At 66.3% G+C, this 16,408-nt stretch carries 17 protein-coding genes; 12 read left to right on the plus strand and 5 right to left on the minus strand.

Features of this window, described 5'->3' with window-relative positions; translation table 11 throughout:
* Positions 1 to 92: 92 nt before the first annotated feature.
* The 3 genes from B2W22_RS07550 to B2W22_RS07560 all read right to left on the minus strand — a co-directional run bounded on the left by B2W22_RS07550 (position 93) and on the right by B2W22_RS07560 (position 2,680).
* Positions 93 to 737, minus strand: coding sequence for a PQQ-binding-like beta-propeller repeat protein (locus B2W22_RS07550; RefSeq protein WP_175136282.1), 645 nt, complete (start codon positions 735 to 737; stop codon positions 93 to 95).
* A gap of 31 nt (positions 738 to 768) precedes the next feature.
* Positions 769 to 1,998, minus strand: coding sequence for a helix-turn-helix domain-containing protein (locus B2W22_RS07555; protein ID WP_286936961.1), 1,230 nt, complete (start codon positions 1,996 to 1,998; stop codon positions 769 to 771).
* 76 nt (positions 1,999 to 2,074) lie between these two features.
* Positions 2,075 to 2,680, minus strand: coding sequence for a M23 family metallopeptidase (locus B2W22_RS07560; RefSeq protein WP_286936962.1), 606 nt, complete (start codon positions 2,678 to 2,680; stop codon positions 2,075 to 2,077).
* Between the two features lie 170 nt (positions 2,681 to 2,850).
* Between B2W22_RS07560 and B2W22_RS07565 the strand changes: the two genes are divergently transcribed.
* The 7 genes from B2W22_RS07565 (at position 2,851) to B2W22_RS07595 (ending at position 10,789) form a co-directional block, all read left to right on the plus strand.
* The gene (locus B2W22_RS07565) at positions 2,851 to 3,735 is read left to right on the plus strand and encodes a DUF3348 domain-containing protein (RefSeq protein ID WP_286937338.1); all 885 of its coding nucleotides are present in this window, start codon (positions 2,851 to 2,853) and stop codon (positions 3,733 to 3,735) included.
* A 10-nt stretch (positions 3,736 to 3,745) separates the two neighbouring features.
* Positions 3,746 to 7,042 (plus strand): DUF802 domain-containing protein, encoded by a 3,297-nt coding sequence (locus B2W22_RS07570; RefSeq protein WP_286936963.1) that lies wholly within the window; start codon positions 3,746 to 3,748, stop codon positions 7,040 to 7,042.
* Positions 7,039 to 7,689 (plus strand): OmpA family protein, encoded by a 651-nt coding sequence (locus tag B2W22_RS07575; RefSeq protein ID WP_175183673.1) that lies wholly within the window; start codon positions 7,039 to 7,041, stop codon positions 7,687 to 7,689. The genes B2W22_RS07570 and B2W22_RS07575 overlap by 4 nt, the downstream gene beginning before the upstream one ends.
* Positions 7,679 to 8,362, plus strand: a complete 684-nt coding sequence (locus B2W22_RS07580; protein ID WP_286936965.1) for a DUF2894 domain-containing protein — start codon at positions 7,679 to 7,681, stop codon at positions 8,360 to 8,362. Before B2W22_RS07575 ends, B2W22_RS07580 begins: the two co-directional genes overlap by 11 nt.
* A gap of 73 nt (positions 8,363 to 8,435) precedes the next feature.
* On the plus strand, positions 8,436 to 8,681 hold the full coding sequence (locus tag B2W22_RS07585; RefSeq protein ID WP_175121249.1) for a ParD-like family protein: 246 nt from the start codon (positions 8,436 to 8,438) through the stop codon (positions 8,679 to 8,681).
* Positions 8,682 to 9,473, plus strand: coding sequence for a type I methionyl aminopeptidase (map, locus tag B2W22_RS07590; protein WP_056318211.1), 792 nt, complete (start codon positions 8,682 to 8,684; stop codon positions 9,471 to 9,473). It begins immediately after the preceding gene.
* Between the two features lie 95 nt (positions 9,474 to 9,568).
* Positions 9,569 to 10,789, plus strand: a complete 1,221-nt coding sequence (locus B2W22_RS07595; RefSeq protein ID WP_286936968.1) for an MFS transporter — start codon at positions 9,569 to 9,571, stop codon at positions 10,787 to 10,789.
* A 2-nt stretch (positions 10,790 to 10,791) separates the two neighbouring features.
* On the opposite strand, the gene B2W22_RS07600 is transcribed toward B2W22_RS07595, so the two are convergent.
* Complete coding sequence (locus B2W22_RS07600) at positions 10,792 to 11,916, minus strand: Bug family tripartite tricarboxylate transporter substrate binding protein (RefSeq protein WP_286936969.1); 1,125 nt, start codon at positions 11,914 to 11,916, stop codon at positions 10,792 to 10,794.
* Between the two features lie 144 nt (positions 11,917 to 12,060).
* Between B2W22_RS07600 and B2W22_RS07605 the strand changes: the two genes are divergently transcribed.
* Together B2W22_RS07605 and B2W22_RS07610 are read left to right on the plus strand one after the other, a co-directional pair.
* Positions 12,061 to 13,047, plus strand: a complete 987-nt coding sequence (locus B2W22_RS07605; RefSeq protein ID WP_286936971.1) for a Bug family tripartite tricarboxylate transporter substrate binding protein — start codon at positions 12,061 to 12,063, stop codon at positions 13,045 to 13,047.
* A gap of 9 nt (positions 13,048 to 13,056) precedes the next feature.
* A complete protein-coding gene (locus B2W22_RS07610) occupies positions 13,057 to 13,842 on the plus strand; it encodes an SDR family NAD(P)-dependent oxidoreductase (protein WP_286936974.1) in 786 nt (261 codons plus the stop codon).
* A gap of 55 nt (positions 13,843 to 13,897) precedes the next feature.
* On the opposite strand, the gene B2W22_RS07615 is transcribed toward B2W22_RS07610, so the two are convergent.
* Complete coding sequence (locus B2W22_RS07615) at positions 13,898 to 14,569, minus strand: GntR family transcriptional regulator (RefSeq protein WP_286936976.1); 672 nt, start codon at positions 14,567 to 14,569, stop codon at positions 13,898 to 13,900.
* Positions 14,570 to 14,706: 137 nt separating this feature from the next.
* Between B2W22_RS07615 and B2W22_RS07620 the strand changes: the two genes are divergently transcribed.
* The 3 genes from B2W22_RS07620 (at position 14,707) to B2W22_RS07630 (ending at position 16,353) form a co-directional block, all read left to right on the plus strand.
* Complete coding sequence (locus B2W22_RS07620) at positions 14,707 to 14,922, plus strand: rubredoxin (protein WP_175121243.1); 216 nt, start codon at positions 14,707 to 14,709, stop codon at positions 14,920 to 14,922.
* Positions 14,923 to 14,942: 20 nt separating this feature from the next.
* On the plus strand, positions 14,943 to 15,692 hold the full coding sequence (locus tag B2W22_RS07625) for a pirin family protein (protein WP_286936978.1): 750 nt from the start codon (positions 14,943 to 14,945) through the stop codon (positions 15,690 to 15,692).
* 85 nt (positions 15,693 to 15,777) lie between these two features.
* The gene (locus tag B2W22_RS07630) at positions 15,778 to 16,353 is read left to right on the plus strand and encodes a tautomerase family protein (protein WP_175183680.1); all 576 of its coding nucleotides are present in this window, start codon (positions 15,778 to 15,780) and stop codon (positions 16,351 to 16,353) included.
* Positions 16,354 to 16,408 lie beyond the last annotated feature (55 nt).

The following is a 16,408-nucleotide window of genomic DNA, read 5'->3' on the forward strand; positions in this document are numbered from 1 at the left end:
TCCTACCGAGTGGGTCAAAAGGGTGACAAATCGGCAGGAAGTTTAAATGCAAATCCTTCTCATCTCCATCTACTGTTGTTTTTCCCCATTTTTTAATCCTGCGGCTTGCCCGGCCGCTGCACCGCGCGCACCTTGCCGCTTTCGCCGCCGCCGCAATAAAACCGGGCGCCGCCATCGGATTCCAGGCCCGACACGCCAATGCCCGCCGGCATCTCGACGGCCTCCAGCACTTCGCCGGTGCGCGGTTCAAGACGCCGCAATTCGCTTTCTTCGGCTTCCCACGTGCCGTGCCAAAGCTCGCCGTCCACCCATGTGACGCCTGTCACGTAGCGGTTGGAGTCGATGGTGCGCAGCACGTTGCCGGTTTCGGGGTCGACCTGATGGATCTTGCGGTCGCGGTAGGCGCCGACCCACAGGCTGCCTTCCGCCCAGGCCAGGCCAGACACGCCCTCGCCGCCGGGCGCCGGGATGGTGGACAGCACCTTGCCGCTTTGCGGATCGACCTTCTGGATCCGGCCATCGGCGATCTGATAGAGGTGCGTGCCGTCAAAGGCCGTGCCCGCATTCGCGGTGATGTCGAGCGAGCGCGACGTCTGTCCGGTGGCCGGGTCCAGGGCAACGAGGCTGTCGCCCGTAGCGAACCACACCTGCTTGCCGTCATAGGTCAGCCCATGGACGGCCTCGACGCCCGGAAACGGGCCATATTCACGGAGGATTTCGGCTTGTGATCGTTTCATGGTGGCTTCCTTTTGTAGGGGTGCTTCCATGCTACTGGGCGGGCAGAATCGCCGGGAGTAACAAGCTTGTCGTGAATCCAGGCACCGGCGGCAGCATCCAGCGCCGCGCGCGCCCCTGGCCGAAGGCCTGCACCTTGCCGGTCTCGGCCAGGGCGTCAAGCGCGCGCTGCACGGTGCGCTGGCTCGATCCGAGCACCAGCGCCAGCGCCGAACTCGACCAGCCCTCGCCATCAGCCAGAAAGGCCAACAGCGCCCCCTGCTCCGGATCCGCTTCGTCGCCGGCCGGCGCCAGCACCGTAACGTCGCAAGCGCCCGCAGGCGCGAGCGCATAGCCGTGCCGAGTGGCGTGGACACCGGCCAACGGGCGGATCGCGGTGCGCAGGCGGCCCATCTCGACGCGCAGGCGCGCACGATGCGTCTCGTCAAAATAGCGCGTGCGAAACGCCTGGGCGATCAGCGCGTCGCGCGTCACGTCCTCGGGCCAGGCCTGCGCCAACGCCCGCGCCAGCGCAAACAGCACGGGACGGCCGGCCAGCGCGACAGCCGTTTGCCCACCTCGCACAGCGAACCGGCAGGCATCCACCACCAGCGTGCCGGACGCCAGCAAGGCCTCGACCTGGTCCAGCGACAACGTGCTTTCGCCGTCGCGTCCGATGCGCCGGGCGGCGGGCGCGTCCAATGTCCGCGCCGCTTGGTCCACTTCCGCCATCAGCGCCGCAATCCCGGCCCGCCCGGCGAACTGTCCCGCGCGCGCCAGCGCTGCGCGGGCGGCGGCCGCCTGCTGGCGGCGTAGTGCGATGCCCGCGACGATCAGGTCCTGGATGGCCCGCGACGCCCAAGGCAGTGAGCCGGCATCCACCTGCGCGAGGGTGCGCTCCGCGTCTTCCAGCCGCCCCAGCAGCAACTGGCGGCGCGCCGTCAGATGACCGGCATGCGCCGCGTTGACCACGTCGCCGTGCGCCTGCAGCGTGACGCGCGCCGTATCCAGCGCCTTGTCCGGGTGGCCCAGGTCTCGCGACTTCAGCGCGATCTCGGCCTCGGCAACCACGCAGCGGGCCCGCGCCACCGCTTGCCGCGGGCCAAACCCACGGGCGGCGCTACGCAGCAGCGTCCTGGCGCGGGGCAGATCACCCAGTTGCGCGAAGGCAATGCCGCGCAAGGCCAGCGCGGGCGCGTCGCTGCGCAGCGCCACCTGGTTCAACGCGCCCAGCGGGTCGCCTGCGGCCAACGCGCGCGCCGCCGTTTCAATCAGAAAGTCCATGGAAAGTGCGGCACTGCCTGCCCCGTTGTTCTGGCCTGGGCACCAATCTACACCGCGCAGCGGGCGGGTTGCAGGGCTATTGCGCGGACGATACGGGCAGAGATGAACCTTGCGTTGCGGTGGGCGCGGTCAACAGCGGATACGGGTTGAGCGCGCCGCCCCCTGCATAGATGCCGTAATGCAGATGCGGCGGCGTGCCTTTGGCGTTGCCGGTATTGCCCACAAAGCCCAGCACATCGCCCGGGGCAACGAGTTGGCCGCGGCGGATATCCGCGTAGCCGTCCAGGTGCGCGTAATAGTGCATTTGCCGGCCCGGTCCCATCACCCAGACGACCTGCCCGCCCAGCGTGTTTTCGCCGATGCGCGTGACCACGCCTTCGGTCGCCGACACCACCGGCGTGCCGCGCTTGGCAAAAATATCGATGCCCTGGTGCGTGCGCCCGCCCGACCGCGCCGCACCCCAGGTATCGGCCAGCCGCCGGGACGCAACGCCCTGCACCGGCACGGGCAGCGACACGGGCGCGTCCTGCCAGGACAGCCGCGCCATGTGCCAGGGCGCGCGCGCCGCCTCCGGCAGACGCGGCCAGGCCCAGACCGCCAGGGCGGCCAACGCGGCCAGGATGAGAAGTCGTCGGGCAAATCGCCAGGGGGTGCGGGCATCCATGGAACGTTCGACGGTCATGCGGGGCCAGGGTTCCTGCTCGCTGGGTGGCGACACAGTATTGCAGCGCCTTCGACGCACTGTCCATGATGCGACCCCGTTTTATGACCTGGACGGCCGCCCGGACCGCCTGTACAGGCCCTCTCGGCCCGTCGCAGCGTGTAAACTCCCCCCTTTTTGACTCTGGTGGTATGTTGCAAGCCCCCCAGCGCACAGGTTTAAGCGGCCCGACGCTCATTCGCTTGCTGACTCGCCTGACGGACGCGGATGTCCAGCAGTCCAGGCAGTCGCTATCCGACCATCTGAGCCAATGGCTTGGCTGGACGGACGCGATCGCCTTGTCGGCGGCCTTGAATACAAGCCCGCCGGTCATTGCGCCCGGCGCCCGCCTGTTCAGCAGCGCCGAAGAACGCGAATGCGTGCGCGTGCGCACCACCCTGGCGGACGCCATCGCCAGCGACACGGCGGCCACGGCCGCCAAGCGGGTCGCCCCGGTACCGGCGCCAGCCAAGAAACTGGCTGCCGTCCTGGCCGAGGACGAGTTCGATTACTCGAGTTTTCGCCAGCGGTATCTGTCGTTGCAGCACACGATGGAGACCAGCATCGGCAATCTGCGCAGCCGCCTGCGCGGGATGGTCGCGGCGCGCAATGGCGAATGGACGCGCCTGGCCGTGGTGGACGCGATCATGGACCGCGCGCTGCTGCCCAAGGAGCGGGCCCTGCTCGGCGCGATTCCGAAGCTGCTGCAGACGCACTTTGACCGGCTGCGCAAGGCCGAGGAAGCGGCGCTGGCTGCCGCAGAAGCCCAGGCTGCTGCCGAGGCGCAGGACTTGGCTGACGCCGACGCGCCGGCTGATACCGCTGCGGAGGCGGACGGCAATGCAAGAGCCGACGGCGATGCAGCGGTCGCAGCCCTTGACGCCGCGCCGGCCAACGCGGCGGCGCCCGTCCCGGCAATTACCGCGGGCGCCTGGCTGGACACGTTCCGCGCCGACATGCGCGCCGTGCTGCTGGCCGAATTGGATGTTCGTTTACAACCGGTCGAAGGGTTGCTTGCCGCCCTTCGCACCAGCTAATTAGGACACTATGTCCAAGACTCTGATCAATATCGTGGTTTTCCTGGCCGGACTGGCCGTTGTGGGCTGGATCGGCGCCGGATACGCGGGAACGAACCCGCTGGCGCTGGCCGTGACGCTGCTGATCGGCGTCTGTTACCTGGCCGGCGCGCTCGAGCTGCTGCGCTACCAGCAGGCAACGACTGCCCTGTCACGCGCCGTGACGGACATCAAGGAAGCGCCCGGCAGCCTGGGCGCCTGGCTGGACAAGGTGCCGGCCGGCCTGCGCAACGCAGCGCGCCTGCGTATCGAAGGTGAGCGCGTGGGCCTGCCCGGCCCGACGCTGGCGCCCTACCTCGTCGGCCTGCTGGTTCTGCTGGGCATGCTCGGCACCTTCCTCGGCATGGTCGTCACGCTGCGCGGCACCGGCCTTGCGCTTGAAAGCTCCACCGATCTGGCCGCGATCCGCGCGTCGCTGGCCGCACCCGTCAAGGGCCTGGGCTTTGCGTTCGGCACCTCGATCGCTGGCGTCGCCGCGTCCGCCATGCTGGGCCTCCTGGCGGCACTGTGCCGCCGCGACCGCGTCCACGCGGCGCAACTCCTGGACACCCAGGCCGCGACCACGCTGCGTGTGTATTCGCAAAGCTACCAGCGCGAAGAATCCTTCAAGCTGCTCCAGCGCCAGGCTGAAGTGATGCAACGTCAGGCGGAAGCGATGCCCGCCATCGTCGGCCAGCTGGAATCCATGATGAAGAGCATGGAACAGCAGAATCAGGCGCTGAACGAACGGCAGATCGCCAGCCAGACCGCCTTCCAGGGCAAGGCCGAAGCCGCCTACGCCCGCCTCGCATCCGTGATGGAACAGTCCATGAAGGACAGCGTGGCGCAAAGCGCGCGCTCCGCCGGCGAAGCGCTGCAGCCCGTCGTGCAAGCCACCATGGACAGCCTGTCGCGCGAAACCGCCACGCTGCAGGACACGGTCTCGCAGGCCGTGCGCCAGCAACTGGAAGGCCTGACCGCCGGCCTGCAAGCCGCGACGAGCGACGTTGCCGGCATCTGGAGCCAGGCAGTGGCCGGCCAGCAGCGCGCCAGCGAGGCCATGGCCGAAGACCTGCGCGCCTCGCTCGACCGCTTCGCCCAGACCTTCGAGCAACGCTCAGCCAACCTGCTGGACAGCGTGTCGGCGCGCCTGGAAGCGTCGTCCGGCAACATGTCGCAAGCCTGGACCGACGCGCTGTCGCGCCAGCAGCAAGCCGGCGAGAAGCTGGCGGGCGACAACCTGCAGGCGCTCACCGCCGCGGCAGCCAGCTTCGAACAGCATTCCGCATCGCTGCTGCGCACCCTGAACGCCTCGCACGCCGCGCTGCAAACGGATCTGGCCTCGCGCGATCAGCAGCGCCTGGCCGCCTGGACCGAAACGCTGGGCGCGATGGGAGCCACGCTGCGCCAGGAATGGGAGCAGTCTGGCGCGCAAGCCGCCGCCCGCCAGCAGGAAATCAACGACACCTTGGCGCAGACCGTGCGCGACGTGGCCGAGCAGGCCGCGGCGCAAGCTGCGCTGATGGAAGGCGTGTCGGCCCGCATGGAAGCCGCCGCCAACGGCGTGTCGGACCAATGGACCCGCGCCCTCGCCCGCCAGGAAGAATCCAGCGGCAAGCTGGCCGCGGGCAACCAGGCGGCGCTCGAAGCCGCCACGGCGGCATTCGAACAGCACGCCGCCTCGCTGCTGCGCACGCTGGACCAATCGCACACCGAACTTCAGGCCGCCTTGGCCGCCCGCGACGAAGACCGCCTGGCCGTCTGGAGCAATACGCTCGGCGCCATGACCGCCAAGCTGGGCCAGGAATGGGAACAGGCCGGCGCGAACACCGTGGCCCGTCAGCAGGAAATCAACGACGCACTGGCCGAGACCGCGCGCGGCATCACCGGCCAGACCGAGGCGCAGGCCCGCTTGCTGCAGGATGTGTCCTCACGCCTGGAAACCGCGGCAGGCAGCGTCACGCAAGCCTGGCGCGACGCGCAAACGCGGCAGGAAGACCTGGGCAAGCAACTGGCCGCCGACAACCAGCGCGCGCTGGAAACCGCCGCGGCCACCTTCGGCCAGCATGCCGACGCGTTGCTGCGCACGCTGGATCAATCGCACGCCGACCTGCAAACCGCGCTGGCCTCGCGCGACGAGGAGCGTCTGGCCGCCTGGACCGGTTCGCTGACGGCCATGGCGGCCAAGCTGGGCGAGGAATGGGAACAGGCCGGCACGCAAGCCGCCCTGCGCCAGCTCGAAATCAGCGACGCGCTCGCTCAGACCGCCCGCGACATCACTGCCCAGACGCAGCAGCAGGCCGCCCTGCTGGAAAGCGTGTCGACGCGCCTGGAAACGGCAGCCGGCGGCGTCACGCAGGCCTGGACCGATGCGCAGGCCCGCCAGGAAGAAACCGGCCAACAACTCGCCCGCGACAATCGCCAGGCGTTGGAAACCGCGTCCGCCGCCTTCGGCACGCAAGCCGCCGAGCTGCTTCAGACGCTGGAACAATCGCACACTGCCCTGCAAACGGCGCTGGCGGCCAACGACGAGGAGCGCCTTACCGCCTGGACCGGCAAGCTGGCGGCCATGGCCGACGCCCTGCGCACCGAATGGCAGCAGGCCGGCGCACAGGCCGCCGGTTTGCAGCAGGAAATCTGCGACACCCTGAGCCTGACCGCGCAGGACATCACTGCCCAGACGCAGGCCCACGCCAGTGAAACCATCGCCGAGATCGGCCGTCTGGTTCAAGCGGCTTCTGAAGCGCCCCGCGCCGCCGCCGAGGTCATCGGCGAACTGCGCCAGAAGCTGTCTGACAGCATGGTGCGCGACAACGACATGCTGCAGGAGCGCAACCGCCTGCTTGAAACGCTGAGCACGCTGCTGGACGCCGTCAACCACACCGCCGCCGAGCAGCGCACCGCCGTGGACGGGCTGGTCGCCTCGTCGGCCGACATGCTGGAACGCGTGGGTGCGCAGTTCACCGCGCAGGTCGAATCCGAAACCGGCAAGCTGTCCGACGTGGCGTCGCTGGTCACCAGCAGCGCCGTCGAAGTCGCCAGCCTGGGCGAATCCTTTGGCGCGGCCGTGCAGGCCTTCGGCGAATCGAACGACAAGCTTACGGCGCATCTGCAACGCATCGAAGCCGCGCTGGACAAGTCCATCGCGCGCGGCGACGAGCAGCTTTCCTACTACGTGGCGCAAGCCCGTGAGGTCGTCGACCTGAGCCTGATGTCGCAGAAGCAGATCATCGAGAACCTGCAGCAGTTGGCCGCCCAGCGCGCCACCGCCGGAGCGGAAACGGCATGAGCGAGGATATCGACGGCGGCGTGGAGGCAACGGCGCCCGCCTGGGCCGTCTTCGGCGACCTGATGTCCGTGCTGCTGGGCGCCTTCGTCCTCATCCTGGTCAGCGTCGTCGCGGTGCAGTTGCAGCTGTCGACGCAGCTGGAAGAAGAGGTCAAGCAGCGCCAGGAAGAAACCCATCGCCGCGAAACCCTGGAACAGGCGCTGGCGGGCCCCCTGGCCGCCGGCCGCGTGACGCTCATCAACGGCCGCATCGGCATCAGCGGCAGCGTGCTGTTCGCGCTGAACTCCGACCAACTCCAGCCCGAGGGCCGCGAGATCCTGAAAACCCTGATCGAGCCGCTGTCCGCCTACCTGAAGACCCACAACGAAATCCTGATGGTCAGCGGCTTTACCGACGACCAGCAGGTGCGCGAAGGCAACCGCCGCTTCGCGGACAACTGGGACCTTTCCGCCCAGCGCGCGCTCACGGTGACGCGCGCCCTGATCGACGAAGGCGTGCCGTCGTCAACGGTGTTTGCCGCGGCGTTTGGCGCCGAGCAACCCGTGGCGTCGAACGCCGACGAGGAAGGCCGCGCCAAGAACCGCCGCGTGGAAATCACGCCCATCCCCAAGCCGTCCAACGAAGCGGGTAAGCCCGGTGAACAGTGACGGCAGCCGCGCTGAGAGCCTGAATGCACGTGCGGTGCTGGACGCCTGGCGCGCCAGCGGCGCGGATCGCCTCAACCCGCTGCGCTTTCACCTGATCGACGCACTAGACCGCCGCGCGGCCGCGTACGACGGCGCGGTGCGTCAGCGGCTGGACGAGCGGCTTGCGGGTCTGATCGCGGCGTATGAGGGGGAGTTGATCGGCGCGGAGGATGCGGCTGCGGATGCAGGCGCTGAGGCTGATGCAGAGGCCTCGCAAGACGCCGAGTGGGGTGGACCGCTGGCCGAGTTGATCGCCTATCTTGGCTCCGACGATTTCCGCGACCCGCTAGGCCTGCGCGCCGCCTACCCCGAGTTGCCGCTGCTCGATGAATTCCGCGCGCTTTGGTCCCGCTTCAGCGCCGACCGCCAGGTCCGCCAATCGCAGGAACGGGTCCACAAGAACGCCGGCCCGCTCAACTCGAACCAGCTCGTGCACCGCGCGCTGACCCTGATGCGCGAGATGTCGCCCGGTTACCTCCAGCAGTTCGTGTCGTACACCGACGCGCTGATGTGGATGGAACAGATGACTGCCGCGGCCGCCCCCGTACCGAAGGATGCGCCGCGCGCGGGCGCAGCCAAAAAGTCCACGCGCGCCAAGCCGCGCAAGGAAATCAAGGAAAGCAAGGAAGCCTGAGGGCCGATTTGCACGCGCCCTCAGGCCGCAGTACGATACGTTCCATATACAAAACATATACGGAACATCCACTATGGGTATCGTCAAGATTTCCGAGCAGATGCATGAGAACCTGCGCGTCGCCAGCGGCGCCCTCAGCCGCTCGATCAATTCCCAGGCCGAACACTGGATGCGCATCGGCATGCTGTCCGAGCTCTACCCCGAACTGCGCCACGCCGACATCTGCCAATTGCTGATCCGCATCGATCAGGCAGAAGGCTTCACCATCGCCTCCCTCTCGCAAGGGTTGCCGCAACCCTTACAGCAGGAGGCCGCATAAATGGCCAAGAAGGTTTCCATCAAATCGGCCGCCGACATCGAAATGGCCCGCAAGGCGGGCGCCATGGCGGCCGAAGTGCTGCACATGATCGGCGAACACGTCCGTCCCGGCGTCACCACCGATGAGCTCGACCGCGTCTGTCACGACTACATCGTCAACGTGCTGAAAGCCACGCCCGCCAACGTCGGCTACCACGGCTTTCCCAAGACCATCTGCGCGTCGGTCAACCACGTCATCTGCCACGGCATCCCGTCGGCCAAGGTGCTCAAGAACGGCGACATCCTGAACATCGACGTGGCCGTCATCAAGGACGGCTGGTTCGGCGACACCAGCCGCATGTACTACGTCGGCCAGCCCAGTCCGCTTGCGCGCCGCCTGGTCAACACCACGTACGAAGCCATGCGCGCCGGCATCATGGCCGTCAAGCCCGGCGCCACGCTGGGCGACATCGGCCACGCCATCCAGACCGTCGCCCATCGCGAGCACTTCAGCATCGTGCGCGAATACTGCGGCCACGGCATCGGCCAGATCTATCACGACGACCCGCAGGTGCTGCACTACGGCCGCCCCGGCGAAGGCCTGGTGCTGCAGCCCGGCATGATGTTCACGATCGAGCCCATGATCAACGCCGGCAAGCCGCAGACCAAGCAACTCCCCGACGGCTGGACGGTCGTCACCAAGGACCGCTCGCTGTCCGCGCAATGGGAGCACATGGTCGTCGTTACCGAGACCGGCTACGACGTGCTGACCACCTGGCCCGACGGCTTCGGCGACTACCCCCCGATTCCCTGATCGGGACGCGTCCCAGCAAGGACCGGAGTGCAGGGCCGCAAGGGTACGATCATCATCGTGCCCTTGCCGTTTCTGCGGCGCCCGCCGCCCCGTCCATGCCCGCCCTGCCCTCCGCTTTCCGCCGCCTCGCGGCGTCGAACCTGGCCGCACAGTTCTCCGAGCAGATCGCGCTCGCCGCCGCGCCGCTGTATGCCGTGCTGGCCTTGGGCGCCACCGCCGCGCAGACCGGCTACCTGCAAACCGCGCAGACGCTGCCGTTCCTATTGCTGTCCCTGCCCGCCGGCGTGCTGGCCGACCGGATGTCGCGCCGCTCGCTGATGACCGCCGCCGAGGCCGTGCGCGCGGCAAGCCTGATCGTGCTGCTGGCGCTGTTGTGGTCCGGCGGCCTCAGCCTGCAATGGCTCGCCGCGCTGGGCTTCGCCGGGGCGGTGGGCACCGTCGCCTACAACGTGGCGGCGCCTGCGTTGGTGCCCAAGCTGGTTCCGCCTGGTGAACTCTCCAATGCCAACCGCTGGCTGGAACTGGCGCGCAGCGCCGCGTTTTCGGCCGGCCCTGCGGCGGGCGGCGCGCTCGTGGGGTGGATGGGCGCCTCCACCGCCTATGTGCTCGCGACCACACTGTCGCTGCTGGCCGCAGTCTTTCTGGCAGGCTTGCCGCAGGACGCACCGAAGACGGCCCAACGCCGTCATCCGCTCACCGAATTGCGCGAAGGCGCCGCCTTCGTCGCCACCCATCCCCTGCTGCGTCCGGTCCTCCTGACCGCCCTCTTTTTCAATACCGCCTGGTTTGTCCTGCTGGCGATCTACGTCGCCTACGCCGTCGACCGCCTCGGCCTGTCCGCCGCGGGCGTCGGGATTACGCTGGGTATCTACGGCGCGGGCATGCTGGCCGGCGCACTGACCGCCCCGCGGCTCGCCCGCCGCCTGCCGTTCGGCGCGATGATTGGCGCGGGCCCGCTGTCGGCGTTACTGGCCAGCTTCATTCTCTTGTCGACGCTGGTCTATCCGTCAGGGGCATGGGCGGCGGTGGGGTTCTTTCTGTTCGGCGCCGGGCCGATCCTGTGGACCATCACCACCACCACGCTGCGTCAATCGGTGACGCCCAACGCCCTGCTGGGCCGCGTGTCATCCGTCATCGTGACCGCCAACTTCGGCGCGCGGCCCATCGGCGCGTTGATCGGCGCGACGCTGGCGGCGCGGTTTGGGGTGGAGGCGTGTCTTTGGGTGTCGACCGTGGGGTTCTTCATTCAGTTCGCCGTGCTGTTTACGTCCCCGGTACTGCGCTTGCGCCAGCAACCGGAAGCCGTGGCCTCCTGAAATCATTCCGCCTTGCGGGCCCGCGCGCTTGCTTCGAATTCCGCAGCCAGGTCCAGAAGCTCTTGCTTGTACTCGTCCAGACTCCCGCTGTATTCGTCCAGGTACAGATCGCGGCGCGCCTTATTCATTTCTTCAGACGCGACCGCCTGCCTGACGAATCCTGCCAGCCTGTCTCTCACCGGTTCAGGGATGCCCGTCCGCACGGCCACGCTGTAGCTGCTGTGAAATACCATGTCCGGCACGCCGAGTTCTGCGAACGTCTTCACGCCGGGCAGATGCGAGGTGCTTCCTGGCCGCCCGGTATACGCCAACACCTTGACGTGAGGATTGTCCTTGACGTTCTGCGTCGTGCCAATCGTGGTGAAGTAGCCGTCGATCTGCCCGCCCAGGATCGCCGTCAGGCCTTCCGCGCCGCCTTTGAAGGGAATGGGGCGGTACTGCGTCTGAAGGCCTGATGCCAGTCGCGCGGCCAGCGTGGAATAAGTGCCCACGCCCAGGTCGGCGATGCCGATATCCAATTCGCGCTTTGCCCCCTTCAGGTTCTCGAGGCAATTCCAGCCCCTGTCGGCTGGCACGATGAAGGCGTAACTGCTCTGACCTAACGGCGCAAGAATCTCGAAATCCGAAAACGCGTAGCCCGCGCCCGGCGTCGTCAATTTCGCGCTGTAGAACCCTTCGGCATGGACCAACAGCGTGTACCCGTCGGCCGGCCGGCCTTTCACCGCCGTGATGCCGATCGCCGAACCCGCGCCAGGCCGGTTTTCGACGACCACGGGCTGCCCCATGATCGTTCCCAACTGCTGGGCGAACGCGCGCGAGATCGCATCGGTCGCCGCGCCCGGCGGATACGGCACCACGAGCCGCACCGGTTTCGTCGGATAGTCTGTTTGCGCCGTGGCGGAAAACGAACATAGTGCCGTCAGCACCGCGCTACCCAACAGCAATCGAAATGGCGGGCGGATCGACAGACGAATCGTCTGAAGAAACGGCAAGCGAAGCGGCGACCGGCGGCGAAGCGTGAAAGGCATGGCTGGCTCTTCATATGTTGACCCACAAAAAGTGTATAGAGCACCCATCCGTTGATTCAGCCACCATCCCGAAGAACTCTCCTGCAGAAAACGCAGCACTGCGTCATCGCCGTTGCCGACAACGGTGGCCGCGACTTCTTCGTTTCGCGCAGTTCTGAACTGCGGTTTCAGCTATAGCCAATCCGGTACGGCTACCTAGAATTTGAAAGCTCCAACAAATCAAAAAATTATGGAGACGCTGCAATGACCCATCCTTTACCCACACGACGCGCCATCCTGCTCGGCGGCATGCTGATGGGCCTGGGTGTGAACGCTTTTGCTGCCCAAGGCGGCTGGCCGGAGCGCCCCATCCGGCTTGTCGTCGCCGGCTCATCCGGCGCGGGCGGCGACATCTTCGCGCGCCTGATCGCCGCGCCGCTTGCCAAGGCGCTGAACCAGTCCGTGGTCGTGGAAGCCAAGCCCGGCGCCAACGGCATGATTGCGTGCGACACGGTGGCAAAGGCGGCACCAGACGGCTACACCCTGCTGTTCGCCCCCTCCTCCGCCATCCTGCTCAATCCAGTCGTGCTTCCCTCGCTGCCGTACGATCCGGAAAAAGACCTGCTCCCTATCGCCCAGGTCGGGGCCGCCGGAATCCTGCTGGTCGCCAATCCGACCACCGGCTTCAAGAACCTGGCCGACATGGTCGCGTACGCCAAGGCCAATCCCGGCAAACTCGCCTATGGTTCGTGGGGCACCGGCTCGTCCGGCAACCTGGCCATGGAAGGCATCAAGGCGCACTACGGCCTGGACATGCCGCACGTGCCCTACAAGCAGTTGGTTACCGAGAGCACCGACCTGATCGCCAACAACATCAGCGTCGGCTTCATGGACATCGCCTCGCCCATTCCCCACATGCGCAGCGGTAAGCTGGTCGCCCTGGGCCAGACCGGATCGCGGCGCTGGCCCGCGTCGATGGACGTCCCGACGCTGGCGGAACAAGGCTACAGATTTGAGGCGGACGGCTGGTACGGCGTCTTCGCCCCCGCCGGCACGCCGCCCGAGATCATCGACAAGCTGAACGCCGAGATCTATCGCGCGCAGCACACGCCGGACGTGCGGGAAAAAATCGAAGGCCAGAACATGATCGTGCCGGCGGACATGTCTGCAAAGGAATTCGCAGCATCCATCAAACGCGACGCCGTCATCTGGCAGGGGTTGGCTGAAGTGGCCGACCTGAAGAACAAATAGGTCGCGCCTATGGACACATCTTTCAAACTTCCTTTTGCCTCCGATGCCTTGAAGGACCGCGTGGCGGTGGTAACCGGCGCGACCGGCGGAATCGGTCTTGCCATTTGCGAGCATCTGCATGCGATGGGCGCCGCCGTCGTCCAGGTGGATGTCAACGCATGCCCTGCCGGCTCGGATGCCGATGGCCGCCTGAACGTGCGTTGTGATATCTCCGATTCCGATTCGGTTGCCGAGATGGCCAATCAGGTGCGAACCCGATTCGGGCGGTGCGACATACTGGTCAACAACGCCGCCGTCAGCGCGCCGCCGGTGGGACTGGAGGCGCTGCCGCTTGAGCTGTGGGACCGCATCTTCCGCATCAATCTGCGCGGCGCGTTGCTGTGCGCGCAGGCCGTGTTTCCGTTGATGCGGGATCAACAGGGCGGCAGCATCATCAATGTGTCATCGATCTCGGCCCAGACGCCAACCCGGCTCGGCGCTTACGGCACGACCAAGGCGGCGTTGCAGGCGCTGACGCGCCAGATGGCCGTGGAATGGGGACCTCTGGGCATACGCGCGAATTCAATCAGCCCGGGCATGATACGCACGCCACTGTCGGAACCGCACTATCGAAATGAAGGTGTGCTGCATAAGCGCATCGCGAGCATTCCTGCACGGCGGATCGGGTTGCCGGCGGACATTGGCGGCGCCGTTGCGTTTCTTGCCAGCGATGCGTCTTCGTATGTGAATGGACAGGATCTCGTGGTGGATGGAGGTTTCGTCAAGGCATCGTTGACGAATCTCTATGCGACGTGAGGCGGCGGCGGGAAGGCATTCCGCCAACCGCCGTGCACGGGGCGCCGGGCGCTAATCAGGCTCGGGCCCTCGCACTCCCCGCCGACACGTCCTGCAGCGCGGCCGTCAGCAGCGGCTTCCAGGATTCGATATGCCGGGTGATCAACGCGGCAATTGCCTCGGTCTGCCGCGTTTGCGCCAACTCGATCATTTCGTAGTGCTCCGACACGGACGCGCGCTGCCGCTCCAGACCCTCCGGCGAATTGATTCCATACAGCCGCATGTCGGCTCTCAGGTCCATGATCATTCGTGTCAGCAGCGGATTGTTTGCGCGCGACACCAACGCTTCATGGAACCGGCGGTCCGTTTCGATGTAATCAGCGACACTGCCTGCCTTGACGGCGGCGGCAACCGCATCGGCCAGCTCAATCAGCGGCGCCGCGTCGGTGAGACCCGCCCGCGCAATTGCGACGAGCGCCCCCGATTCGAGCATGATGCGCACGTCAAAATGGTTCTCCAGGTCCTTGGGCGTGGCCGCTTCCACACGGAACCCCCGATTGCGCAGCGGCGCGACCAGGCCCGTGCGGCTCAGCTCCAGCAATGCCTCGCGCACCGGGGTCGTGGACATGCCCATCTCGGTCGCCACTGCCGGCACGGAATAAATGGTGCCCGGTGCCGCTTCGCCCGACACGATGCGGGAGCGCAGTTGCGCCAGCACCATTTCACGCAAATTGGTGGCGCTTTCCATCGAGATCCCCTGGAAAAAATCGAACCGTCACTATATCAAATCCCTTGCAGTAGCGCGTGACGCGCTATATAAATGCGTCACGCGCTACCTGATGCGCTCGCCCCGGGCCGAGGCGAATTGGCCCAATGGAGACATCTATGGATGAACCCTTGAAGCGCCACGTCTGCCTTGGCTGTGGCTTTCTGTACGACGAAGCCCTGGGGCTGCCCGAACACGGCATTGCGCCAGGAACCCGATGGGCAGACATCCCCCACGATTGGGTCTGCCCCGACTGCGGCACCCCAAAGAGCCGGTTCGAAATGGTCGAACTTCCGTACGCCAGCGCCGAAGCCGCCGCGCACGCCCTCGTCTGAACGCCTGCCGAGAACTCATCATGAACAAAGACTTTGTGCTGCGCGCGCACGACCGCGGCTTTGAAAAATTTCTGTCGACGGGCGAAGCGTCCAGCTATATCGCCGGCCACCCCGAAGGCATGGTGACCCGCCATTCCAGCTTCAACTTTGGCGCTTACCAAAGCGGCATGCCCGGATTCGGCCGGATCCGCGTTTTTGGCGAGGAAGTATTCAGTGGCACCGGTAGCGGCTACAACATGCACCGCCACCATGACTTCATCATTTGCGCGTTCGTTCTGGCGGGCACGCTGACGCACGTGAACACGGTAGGCAACATCGATCAACTTGGACCGAACGACTTCTACGCCTTCTCTGCCGGCTCCGGCGGCAAGCATTCCGAATTGAATCTGGCCAGCACCGATATGCAAGTGCTGTATCTGTGGCTCTTGCCCGACCGCCTGCTGACGCCGCCTTCCTATACGCGCAGCCACTTCGACGCGAGCACGCGCCGCAATCAGCTTACGCAACTGGTGGGCAACGCCGACGGCGCCTTGCGAATCGGCCAGGACGTATCGGTTTCAAGGTTGATGGCCGACCAGGCAATGCACCTGCAATACACGCCCAAATCCAATCGTCATGGCGTGTATGTGTTCATGCTGGACGGAGAGGCCAGCGTCGATGACATCACGCTGGCCCGCCGCGATAGCCGAGGCGTTTGGGGCGATCGCCCCATCACGATTCAGACGGACGGTGAAGGCGCCGATCTCCTCATTATTGAAACCATCCAGTAACGCCTTCCAGATCAACCTGCATTGCAAGCGGCGCTTGTATTCACACGCCGCTTGCCCCCCGTCTGGGGGATGCGAGGAGAATGTCATGCCAGTGATTCAGCTGTATTACGCAAAGGGGATGCTCGCCCCCGCCAGCAAGAACGAAATGGGCAAGCGGCTGACGGAGGTGCTGTTGACGATGGAAGGCGGCGCCCGCACCCCGGGCGGCTTGGCCTTCGCGTCGGTGCTGTTCACCGAAGTGCCCGCCGAAGACTGGTGGGTTGGCGGTAAGATCGACGACACGCCCATCCGCACCCACGGCCGCCTGCTCGCCCGCGTCAGCATTCCTGAAGGCTACATGAGCCAGCAGCACAAGTCCGAGGTCCACGCCTCGGTACACGCAGCCATGATGGAAAGCCTGGGCGCCACGCGCCAAGACGGCAGCGGCGCATTGGTCATCATCGAGGAAGTGTCGGAAGGCAATTGGGGCGCGGGCGGACACACCATCAGCCTCGCCGCCATTGCCAACACCGTCGGGCTTGCCAAGGACGGCGAGCGTTTCAAGTGGGTCGAAGCCTATTTCCAGGCCAAGGCCAGACAATATGCAGCGTCGCATTACCCGCCAGGCACCGGCGGCCTGCTGCCGGCACTGTCCGCCACCTCTGCGACGCAGGGAGAATGACGATGGCCTTCGAGTTCACCGCCTGCGGAACCCAGGCCCCATTTTTGCTGTCCCT

The sequence above is a fragment of the Achromobacter sp. UBA4530 genome (assembly GCF_002388205.1).
Taxonomy (GTDB): domain Bacteria; phylum Pseudomonadota; class Gammaproteobacteria; order Burkholderiales; family Burkholderiaceae_B; genus Achromobacter; species Achromobacter animicus.

Bases quoted from the DNA above. Each gene is read 5' to 3' on its own strand.
- B2W22_RS07575 (WP_175183673.1), top strand. From the start codon at position 7,039: ATGAGCGAGGATATCGACGGCGGCGTGGAGGCAACGGCGCCCGCCTGG.
- map (WP_056318211.1), top strand. From the start codon at position 8,682: ATGGCCAAGAAGGTTTCCATCAAATCGGCCGCCGACATCGAAATGGCC.
- B2W22_RS07620 (WP_175121243.1), top strand. From the start codon at position 14,707: ATGGATGAACCCTTGAAGCGCCACGTCTGCCTTGGCTGTGGCTTTCTG.
- B2W22_RS07595 (WP_286936968.1), top strand. From the start codon at position 9,569: ATGCCCGCCCTGCCCTCCGCTTTCCGCCGCCTCGCGGCGTCGAACCTG.
- B2W22_RS07555 (WP_286936961.1), bottom strand. From the start codon at position 1,998: ATGGACTTTCTGATTGAAACGGCGGCGCGCGCGTTGGCCGCAGGCGAC.
- B2W22_RS07585 (WP_175121249.1), top strand. From the start codon at position 8,436: ATGGGTATCGTCAAGATTTCCGAGCAGATGCATGAGAACCTGCGCGTC.
- B2W22_RS07610 (WP_286936974.1), top strand. From the start codon at position 13,057: ATGGACACATCTTTCAAACTTCCTTTTGCCTCCGATGCCTTGAAGGAC.
- B2W22_RS07565 (WP_286937338.1), top strand. From the start codon at position 2,851: ATGTTGCAAGCCCCCCAGCGCACAGGTTTAAGCGGCCCGACGCTCATT.
- B2W22_RS07605 (WP_286936971.1), top strand. From the start codon at position 12,061: ATGACCCATCCTTTACCCACACGACGCGCCATCCTGCTCGGCGGCATG.
- B2W22_RS07625 (WP_286936978.1), top strand. From the start codon at position 14,943: ATGAACAAAGACTTTGTGCTGCGCGCGCACGACCGCGGCTTTGAAAAA.
- B2W22_RS07550 (WP_175136282.1), bottom strand. From the start codon at position 737: ATGAAACGATCACAAGCCGAAATCCTCCGTGAATATGGCCCGTTTCCG.
- B2W22_RS07560 (WP_286936962.1), bottom strand. From the start codon at position 2,680: ATGACCGTCGAACGTTCCATGGATGCCCGCACCCCCTGGCGATTTGCC.
- B2W22_RS07630 (WP_175183680.1), top strand. From the start codon at position 15,778: ATGCCAGTGATTCAGCTGTATTACGCAAAGGGGATGCTCGCCCCCGCC.
- B2W22_RS07615 (WP_286936976.1), bottom strand. From the start codon at position 14,569: ATGGAAAGCGCCACCAATTTGCGTGAAATGGTGCTGGCGCAACTGCGC.
- B2W22_RS07570 (WP_286936963.1), top strand. From the start codon at position 3,746: ATGTCCAAGACTCTGATCAATATCGTGGTTTTCCTGGCCGGACTGGCC.